The following is a 9,656-nucleotide window of genomic DNA, read 5'->3' as shown; positions in this document are numbered from 1 at the left end:
CTCCAGTGTAACCGGAGGCTCCAATTATCCCTATCCTACAAACCCGAGACATTTACCATCGCATCCTCGAACTCATAAGTATGCCAAAAATTATACAAAAATTTGCATATTTATGCAATAGCTGTTCGGAAAATTTTTCCACCCTCATTCTCGCTTTGTAGGTGGGTCATAGTCCACTTTTCTTTAGATAATCACGCAGCAAATTCTGAAATTATGACTCATGTATTCTCACTTAAGCGCGAATTCTTGCACCGAGCTCCTTTTTTAATCTTGCGATGATGCGTTCCAGAGCCTTTTTCGTTTCGTCTTCGGTGAGGGTTCTATCATCCGCTCTGAAAGTCAGGGAGTAAGCGAGACTCTTCTTGCCCCTGGGAATCTGCCCACCGCGGTAGAGATCGAAGAGATGAATCTCCTTTAGTAACCTACCTCCCCATCGACGGATAACCTTGTACACCTCCTCATTGGAGATGGCTTCATCCACAACTAGAGCGATATCCAAGGTAACATCGGGATATTTCGGTATCTCCTCAAATTGCCTGAGGAGCGAGGCATATTTCACCAGCTTCGCTTCCTCCAATTCAAAAATGGTCACGGGATTGGGAAGCTCAAAAGCCTCTTGGACATGAGGATGAATCTCCCCCAATATCCCAACCATCTCGCCCTTTATGAAAACTTCCGCACCCCGACCCGGGTGGAGGAAGGGACGAATGGTTCTAGCCAGGTGCCAGTCTTCGATGCCCAACTGGTCAAATAAGGTCTCAATTATACCCTTTGCATCGAAGAAATCCAGTAGCTTAGCCCTTTCGTGCCACTCACTCTCCCTCCAGGAACCGGTCAAAGCCGCGGCAACCATAACCGGCTCATGGGGCAAAATCTCGCCTGGTCGAGGATGAAAGATGCGCCCAACTTCAAAAATTTGCACATTATATCGATTTCGATGGGCATTGTACCTTAAAACCTCAAGTAATCCCGGAAGGAGAGTGGTTCGCATGATCGATTGTTCTTCGCTTAATGGATTTCTTAAGGCTATGGTCCTTCTTAAGGAGCTGTCCGCGGGTAGCATGAGCTTATCGAAGTGTTGGGGACCGATAAAACTATAGGTAACGACCTCCCAAAGACCACAAGAAACTAAAATATCCTTGATACATAGGCTTATCCTTTGATTTAAACTTAAACCGCCCCGTTTTCCACCGCTCTCGGGCAAGGTGGATTGAATCCGGTTGTATCCGTAAAGACGGGCTACTTCCTCAATTAAGTCGATTTCCCGCTCTAAGTCCGGTCTGAACGTGGGCACACGGACCTCAAGTCGGGAGTCGGGAGTCGGGAGTCGGGAGATTTTGAGTTCTAGACTCTCCAAAATTTGGGCAATTTGCTTAGGCAAGAGGTTGGTGCCAAGGATGTCGTTGACCCTCTGAGGACGAAGCGTAAGACTCCAGACCCGCTTCGGTTTAGGATATACATCAATTACACCCTTGAATACCTTACCCCCGGCGAGCTCTTGCATCAATTGAGCAGCTCTATCCGCAGCATAAACTGGACCATTTGGATCAAGTCCCTTCTCAAAACGGTTTGAAGACTCCGTGATTAGTCCCAACTTCCGCGACGTGCGCATGATGCTTCGCGGATTAAAATTGGCCGATTCCAGCAGGATAGTGGTTGTCCCCTCGGATACCTCCGAATGAGCACCACCCATTACCCCAGCTAAAGCAATGGGTTCTTTGGCATCGGCAATGACCAGCATGGTCTCATCCAGCTGGCGAAAGACACCGTCGAGGGTAACAATCGTTTCTCCAAGATGGGCAGTCCTCACCACTATCCTCCTCTCATTTAAACGGTGGAAGTCGAAAGCATGGAGGGGTTGACCAGTTTCCAGCATTACATAGTTAGTGATGTCCACAACGTTATTGATGGCCCGAAAACCCGCCGCCTGTAGACGGCGCTTCATCCACAACGGGGAGGGAGCGATGGTTATATCGTCGATGATCCGCGCTGCGTATCGGGGGCAAAGATCGCCATCCAGAACATCGACTCTTGTTACCTGGTGAATGGATCTATCAACCTCTTTCAATTTGATCTTCGGTTTCTTGAGTTCACTGCCCACGATGGCGGCGACTTCTCGCGCAATGCCTATCACCCCCAAACAATCCGGTCGGTTTGGGGTGATCTCCAACTCAAGGACAGCATCTTCAAGACCAAGGGCCTTTGCTAAATTCTCACCGACCTCGACGCTTTCATCAAGAATGAGCAAACCACTTGCATCCTCACCTACCCCTAGCTCCGACTCGGAGCACATCATTCCTTCGGAGACAACTCCTTTTATGATGGCCCTGTTTATCTCAAGACCACTCGGGAGCTTCGTGCCAACCAAAGCCACGGGGACCTTATCCCCTTCTTTCATATTCTTCGCGCCACAGACGATTTGAAGCTCCTTGCCCCCAATATCAACCGAACAAACCTTGAGATAATCGGCATTTGGATGTGGTTTGATCCTTTTTATCCGGCCAACCACTACTTTCTGTAAATCCTTCCCGAGATATTCTATTCCCTCAACGACCGTTCCCGTCAGATTCAGCCTCTCCGCGAGTTCCTCTGGGGAAAGATCAAATTCCACATAGTTCCTTAGCCAATTCAGTGAAATGCGCATTTTAACCCTCCGTCGATGGTCGATAGCTCATAGCCAATGATCCAAGTAAATGAAGAATTTAAAATTCAAAACTCGTTTTTATTTTTAATTTATTGCGGCTATCGACTATAGACCGATTTAGAATTGCTCCAAAAATCTCAAGTCGTTTTCAAAGAATAGTCGGATATCGTTTACTCCGTATTTAAGCATGGCTATTCGTTCCACACCCATACCGAAGGCAAATCCGGTTACCTTCTCAGGATCGTATCCCACAACATTAAAGACATTAGGATGTACCATCCCCGCCCCTAAAATTTCCAGCCATCCACTATACTTACAGATTCGGCATCCTCTCCCATCACAAACGATGCAGGAGACGTCAACCTCAGCACTGGGCTCAGTAAAAGGAAAAAAGTGGGGACGGAGTCTTACCTTCCGATCCTTACCGAACATCTCCCGGGCAAAGACTTCAAGTGTACCCTTAAGATCACCAAAAGTGATGCGACTATCGACGGCAAATCCCTCAACCTGATGGAACATGGGGGAATGGGTTGGGTCTGCAACATCGCGGCGATAGGTTCTCCCAGGTGAAACTACATAGAGAGGGGGTTTCATTCTTTCCATGACCCTGATTTGGATGGGTGATGTGTGAGTTCGTAGGAGAACTTCTTCCCTGCTCGATTTGGGCTCATGTGCAATCTTGACGTATAACGTAGCTTGGAGGGAACGAGCTGGATGATCGGGGGGAGTATTGAGCGCTTCAAAATTGTAATAGTCCAACTCCACCTCAGGGCCTTCAACCACATTGTAGCCCAAGCCCACGAAGATGCGGATGATCTCCTCTATAGCCTGAGTCAACAGATGCTTTCTTCCCACACAAGGACGTTTGCCCGGGAGTGTGATGTCCACTTTCTCGGCTTCGAGCTTTCTCTGCAAAAGCTCTCTCTTAAGTTCCCTCTCTTTTGAGACAATGCTTTCCTCTAAAGTCTCGCGTATCTCATTGGCTAAACGTCCCACAGCAGGTCTTTCGGAGAGGGGAAGCTTGCCTAAGCTCTTTAAGATGGCCGTCAACTGCCCCTTTCTGCCCAGAAATTTCACCCTCGCCTCGTTGAGCTCCTCGAGTGAGGAAATCTGGGAAATGGCTCGTTCGGCTTCTTCAGCTAAAGACCTTAGTTCTTCCCGTATTGACAACCGCTTATCCTCCCCACATAGCTAATTTAAAAATGTTCAATATTAAAAAACCTTTCGTCTCTGGGACGAAAGGCTTACCTTCCGCGGTACCACCCAAATTCCCCCATGGCACTCTAGAGAATCCCGGATAACGGTGGAAACCGGTGTAACCTACTTTCAGCCCACAGCTCCGGAGTGAATTTCAATCGGTCCTCCCTGGCAACGCTTTCAGCCACGACGCTGCTTCTCTCAAGGGAGAGCTTACCAGTTTACTCTCTCCTTCACAGCCTTTAAGTATGACAATATCTTGCTATATTTAAAACACAACTTGCTACTTACAATATATCAACTTCGATATTTGAACATAGCTAGGCCCCGATTTTCTCCTTCGCCAACGAAGCGAGTTCAGCAAAGGCCTCTGGGTCACTTACCGCAAGTTCGGATAACATCTTCCTGTTTATTTCAATATTTGCCCTTCTCAATCCATCCATCAGTTTACTATAAGATAAACCATTCTCCCTCGCCGCGGCATTTATCCTGGCTATCCACAATCTTCTAAAATCTCTCTTGCGAGCCCGGCGATCCCTATAGGAATACATTAAGGAATGCATAACCTGCTCTTTGGCAGCACGAAAAGTCCTGCTTTTAGCCCCATAATAGCCTTTTGCAAGTTTTAAGATCTTTTTCCTTCTCCTCCTGGTACTGGGTCCCTTCTTAACTCTGGGCATGTTTTAAGCCTCCGGATGAATTATATCGAAAGCATCCTCTCCACAGCCTTCCTAGCCATTGGAGTCAGGATGGCCTTCTTTCCCAATTTACGCTTCCTTTTAGAAGTTTTTTTCTCCAGTAGATGACCCTTAAAGGCCCGACGCCGCATAATCCTGCCTGAACAGGTGATCTTAAATCGCTTCGCAGCGCTTTTACGGACCTTTGCCTTGGTGGCCATAAAATATATTCCCCCAAAAAATCCACGGTTTTGAAAGTAAAAATTATAAATTTAACAAACTAACGGGATAAATGCAATGGAGCTAAAATCATTACCATATTTCGACCATCGAGTTTGGGCTTTAACTCCACAATCCCTAAATCTTTAACATCTTCCGCCAATCTATTTAAAAGCTTCTCTCCCAGATCGATGTGGGCCAATTCGCGTCCCTGAAACATTATTGTAACCTTAACCTTCGCACCGTGTTCCAAGAACCTCACCACATGCTTCTTCTTGACATTGAAATCGTGCTCTCCGATCTTGGGTCGCATCTTTACTTCCTTCACGACAATGGTAGTTTGATGTTTTCTCGCCCTTTTTGCCCTCAAAGTCCGTTCATACTTGTATTTACCATAATCCATAATACGGCAAACAGATGGATCCGCCTGCGGTGCAACCTCAACCAGATCAAGACCTTCATCATAAGCAATTCTCAAAGCTTCCTCTAGGGGTAAAATTCCAATCTGTTTACCTTCCGACGAAATCAGTCGCACCTTTTGAGCCCGAATACGCTCATTTACACGAACCTCATCAATGATGGGCATTCACCTCCTGAAACTATCAAAGCCCCTTACTTTAAAATAATGCGGTAGTATACACATTCCCTTGTATCGTGTCAAGTTTAAAAATAAAAGATACCATACTCCAACATCGATCCATGAATATTTTACCATCATTTATAAATCGAAACGATATCAAAAAGTCAGTCCACTGGTTGGTCTCCTCTCCCTTATCTCCGCTTCCAAATTCTCAATAAATTGATCAGGGGATATACCTCTTCTATCCACACCGCTTCGATCTCGCACTGCCACCGTGTTTGTCTCCCTTTCCCTGTCACCTACCACCAACATATAGGGAATCTTTCGAACCTGGGCGTCGCGAATTTTTTTGTTCACCGATTCCGATCTTGAATCAAGTTCAACTCGTATCTTCGCTTCAACCAATTTCGAGAGCACACTCTTCGCGTACTCAAGGTGACGATCGGCGATGGATATGACCACAACCTGCACAGGTGAAAGCCAAGTTGGAAAAGCACCGGCATAATGTTCAATGAGGCAGCCCATGAATCTTTCCATAGATCCAAGAATCGCCCGATGGATCATAATTGGTCTGTGTTCCCTATTATCCTCTCCCATGTATGTCATATCGAATCGCTCAGGAATGTTGAAATCAACCTGGATGGTGGTACACTGCCAGGCTCGGCCCAAAGCATCCTTGATCTTAATGTCGATTTTGGGTCCGTAAAAAACGCCTTCGCCCGGATCGATCCGATAATCGAGACCGACCTTCTCTAAAGCCTTTTTAAGGGCCTCCGTTGCCTTCTCCCAATGTTCGAGGGTTCCAACGTACTTTTTGGGTCGTGTGGAGAGGAAAACATCGTATTCTTCAAAACCGAAGGTCTTAAGCATGTAAAGCACGAGATCGATGACTCCCAGGATTTCAGTCCTGAGCTGATCGGGGCGGCAGAAAATATGGGCATCATCCTGAGTAAAACCTCTAACCCTAAGTAATCCGTGAAGGACTCCCGAGCGCTCGTAACGATAGACCGTGCCCAACTCAGCCCACCTAAGAGGCAATTCGCGATAACTACGTGTCCGGGATTTATAAATGAGGATATGAGCGGGACAGTTCATGGGCTTGATCACATATTCTTGTCCTTCAATCTCCATGGGCGAATACATATATTCGCGATAGAAATCCCAATGACCACTGGCCTTCCAGAGATCAACCTTGGCGATGTGGGGTGTCATTACCATCTCGTATCCCCGCTTCAGGTGTTCATCTCGCCAAAAATCCTCGATGATCTTGCGGACTAAGGCACCTTTCGGATGCCAGAGGGGAAGTCCCGCTCCAAATTGTTCACTGATGGTGAACAAATCGAGTTCTCTACCGAGCTTACGGTGATCCCTCTTTGCAGCCTCTTCCAGTCTATGAAGATACTGTTCTAGCTTCTTTGAGGTATCAAAAGCCGCCCCGTATATCCTCTGCAACATCGGGCGATGCTCGTCACCCCTCCAATAGGCCCCTGCGATGTTCAACAATTTGAAAGCGGATATTTTACCCGTCGATGGAACATGGGGTCCACGACATAAATCGAAAAAAACTCCACTTTTATAGATGGTGACCGTCTCATCCGCCATCTCCTCTAAAAGCTCCACCTTATAATTCTGACCATTGGATTTGAAGAGCTTTATCGCTTCACTTCGCGGAATTTTCTCTTTAACAAAGGGAAGATCACTTTCGATTATTTCGCGCATTTTTTGTTCAATCTTTCTCAAATCATCCGGAGTGAGGATGTGCTTGAGATCGAAATCATAATAAAAGCCGTCTTCAATGGGTGGACCGATGCCCAACTTCACATCGGAGAAGAGCTCCATTACAGCTTGAGCCATTATGTGAGCGGCACTATGGCGGTAGATGCTTTGACCTTCCCGGGAGGAGAAGGTGACGATCTCCACATCGGCATTCTTTAAAATGGGGGTGGAAAGATCACATAGTTCACCATCGATCTTTCCAGCCAAAGCTTCCTTCTCTAGCATGGAGCTTATGCGAGCGGCTAAATCCCTTACGAGCAATCCCTTTTTTATCTCCAAGATGGACCCATCAGGCAACGAAACTCTAATTTTTTCGCCCATGCATGCTCCTCTCATATTTTAAACTCGGATTCTTATTTTACCAATTTTTCACGGCGCATTCCATTTCAGAGTAAATCTTAAGGGGCAAAATTCCGATAAATAAAAAGAAACCATTATTTTCGAGGTGAGGTGTTATGCTCAAATTTCTACTGATTCCAATCCTTTTAATACTCTATGGAACTGTCGAACTCACGCTATTTATCATAGAAACGGGGATCCGGTTTCGCGAGCTCGAAGAATCGAGTAACCAGGTTCCCGATGTCGGGTTACTCGATTCAATTTTAAAAGAAAAATTGGAAAATGCTCACACCGCTATCGACAAATTCGAGAGGAAAATAGAGATTTTGTCCAGCAAAAAGGTCACGTGAAAAAGAAGACCAGATCCACAAATAGCCCCAAAAGAGCCGCCACCAACCAACAGATTCCAAGATAAATGAAGGTATTCTTCTTACCCAACCACTTAATCATAAGCCCCGCGGCTGGGAGATTAACTGTGGGAGCAGAGGTCATTATGGCAATGGCGCTTCCTAATCCAGCACCCTTAATGAGTAATGCCTTCACAAGTGGAATATCCGCTCCCGCACAAAGGTAAAATGGGATACCAATACCACTGGCAATGAAGGGGCTCCAAGGTGCTTTTTTGCCCAGAATAATTTGAATATACGATTTAGGAACGATGGCACCGACCACACCGGCAACGATCAAACTTCCCACGAGCCAGGGAAAGAAATCTCCAAAATCATTCCAAAAAACCTCCAAAACCTCTCTCCACCTTGTCCAGCAAAAGAAGTGTTCAATCTCTCTATGGTGGCAAAGTTTGCAGTAGACCTCATCGGGGTGGAAATGCTCCGTCTCCACTTCGACTCCTTTGATCATCAATTTTCCTCGAAGAAGTCCAACGGTTGAGTAGGCTACCACTATTCCAAAAACGATGGCGGTGATTAATCGGATGAGAGTTATTTCAATGCCCAAAATCAGGGTGAGGGCGAGAGCGGGGATACTGGAGGCAACACCGGCGGTTAAAAAAGAGAGCAGAGGTACCCAATGAGCTTTCCTTCTTTGAAAAGCGACAGCAAGGGGTATCATTCCACAAGTACAGAGAGGGATAAGTGCACCTGCAACTGCGGAGAGAAGGGTGGTTATTATTCCTTTTCCAGATACAAACTTCTCTATCACACTAGCTGGCAAGAACTCCTCAATCGCGGAGGCAAAAAGGATTGCCAAGACAAACAGAGGGATTATTTCAAGACTGAAGTCCCATATAATCTTCAATATTTGAATTATTATATCCAACAACTGTCTATCCCCTTCCCCCATAGAACTAATGACAACAACCTTTCTCCTCCTTGATATATTTTTCTGGGTTTTGCTCAAATATCTTCTTGCAGTCAGGAATGGCAAAAAGCCTTTTGATCTCTTCGGCTTTATCTTTGGGAAGAACCTCGTCGATTCCCAACCGTTTAGCGATTGCTTTAGCCGTCCTTTCATTATCCCCTGTGAGCATGGCCACTTCTATTCCCATTTTATGGAGTTCCTCCACAGCCTCGGCGGAATGCTCCTTCAATGTATCCGCGACAGCGATTATACCAATTGCTTTGTTATCCACAGCTAGAAGCATCGTGGTTTTCCCTGCTCCTCCAAACTTAAGATATCTTTCTCAAAGTGTTCCATTCCGATACCATTGTCCCTCATCAACCTTCGATTACCAAGTAGTATCTCACGACCATCCTACTTTGCTCTTACACCACACCCAGGTATGGCATCGAAGGATTCAGCATCCGGGACGTCGATGCCCCTGCTTACGGCTCCCTTAACGCCTTCTATATTGTTCAAAGCTTTCTCTATGGTTTGGGCACAAGCTGTGCAGTGCATGCCCCCAATTTTGAGACTTATTCTTTCATAAACAACTTTGTAACCCAATCTCGTGATGGCATCTTCCATGGTGGCTTGCTTAATTACATTTGGATTGTACTCGACTGTTGCTTTCCCAGCGGCGAAATTAACGCTGGCATTACTTACGCCATTTAATTTGAACAATTTCTCTTCTATCCTGCGAGCACAACTGGCGCAACTCATGCCCTCTATTCGCAAAATGGCTCTTTTACTAGTCATCCCAAAACCTCTCTTTTTTATATTATTTCCTTTATAACTGGTCTAAATTCAGCTTTCAAACAGAAATTTAAAAAGTTGAGGAAGGAGAGACCATGGGTAAAATTTATGGCAACTTCGCTAATGACGGCAT

Annotated in this window: 10 protein-coding genes and 1 other annotated feature; of the genes, 1 reads left to right on the top strand and 9 read right to left on the bottom strand. The window is 46.0% G+C overall.

Features of this window, described 5'->3' with window-relative positions; genetic code table 11:
- Positions 1-232: 232 nt before the first annotated feature.
- The 6 genes from pheT to thrS form a co-directional block, all read right to left on the bottom strand.
- Positions 233-2,644: a phenylalanine--tRNA ligase subunit beta gene (gene pheT / locus AB1466_04685; GenBank protein ID MEW6189393.1), complete on the bottom strand. Its 2,412-nt coding sequence runs from the start codon at positions 2,642-2,644 to the stop codon at positions 233-235.
- 117 nt (positions 2,645-2,761) lie between these two features.
- Entirely contained in the window at positions 2,762-3,808 is a 1,047-nt protein-coding gene (gene pheS, locus AB1466_04680) for a phenylalanine--tRNA ligase subunit alpha (GenBank protein ID MEW6189392.1), read from the bottom strand.
- 64 nt (positions 3,809-3,872) lie between these two features.
- Positions 3,873-4,087: a binding site (T-box leader), on the bottom strand.
- 74 nt (positions 4,088-4,161) lie between these two features.
- Complete coding sequence (gene rplT, locus AB1466_04675; protein MEW6189391.1) at positions 4,162-4,521, bottom strand: 50S ribosomal protein L20; 360 nt, start codon at positions 4,519-4,521, stop codon at positions 4,162-4,164.
- Positions 4,522-4,541: 20 nt separating this feature from the next.
- Positions 4,542-4,739, bottom strand: a complete 198-nt coding sequence (rpmI, locus tag AB1466_04670; protein ID MEW6189390.1) for a 50S ribosomal protein L35 — start codon at positions 4,737-4,739, stop codon at positions 4,542-4,544.
- 59 nt (positions 4,740-4,798) lie between these two features.
- Positions 4,799-5,323, bottom strand: coding sequence for a translation initiation factor IF-3 (infC, locus tag AB1466_04665; protein ID MEW6189389.1), 525 nt, complete (start codon positions 5,321-5,323; stop codon positions 4,799-4,801).
- 150 nt (positions 5,324-5,473) lie between these two features.
- On the bottom strand, positions 5,474-7,414 hold the full coding sequence (gene thrS / locus AB1466_04660; protein MEW6189388.1) for a threonine--tRNA ligase: 1,941 nt from the start codon (positions 7,412-7,414) through the stop codon (positions 5,474-5,476).
- Between the two features lie 134 nt (positions 7,415-7,548).
- On the opposite strand from thrS, the gene AB1466_04655 reads away from it, so the two are divergent.
- Positions 7,549-7,782, top strand: coding sequence for a hypothetical protein (locus AB1466_04655; GenBank protein MEW6189387.1), 234 nt, complete (start codon positions 7,549-7,551; stop codon positions 7,780-7,782).
- On the opposite strand, the gene AB1466_04650 is transcribed toward AB1466_04655, so the two are convergent.
- The 3 genes from AB1466_04650 to AB1466_04640 form a co-directional block, all read right to left on the bottom strand.
- Positions 7,775-8,710, bottom strand: a complete 936-nt coding sequence (locus AB1466_04650; GenBank protein ID MEW6189386.1) for a permease — start codon at positions 8,708-8,710, stop codon at positions 7,775-7,777. The two genes, AB1466_04655 and AB1466_04650, sit on opposite strands and share 8 nt — an antisense overlap.
- Positions 8,711-8,735: 25 nt before the next feature.
- Complete coding sequence (locus tag AB1466_04645; protein MEW6189385.1) at positions 8,736-9,032, bottom strand: HAD-IC family P-type ATPase; 297 nt, start codon at positions 9,030-9,032, stop codon at positions 8,736-8,738.
- A 110-nt stretch (positions 9,033-9,142) separates the two neighbouring features.
- Positions 9,143-9,526: a heavy metal translocating P-type ATPase gene (locus AB1466_04640; GenBank protein MEW6189384.1), complete on the bottom strand. Its 384-nt coding sequence runs from the start codon at positions 9,524-9,526 to the stop codon at positions 9,143-9,145.
- Between the last annotated feature and the right edge of the window lie 130 nt (positions 9,527-9,656).

The sequence above is a fragment of the Actinomycetota bacterium genome, assembly GCA_040755895.1.
Taxonomy (GTDB): domain Bacteria; phylum Actinomycetota; class Aquicultoria; order Subteraquimicrobiales; family Subteraquimicrobiaceae; genus Subteraquimicrobium.
Note: the sequence above shows the minus strand (reverse complement) of the source record. Positions and strands in the feature narration are given on the sequence as shown.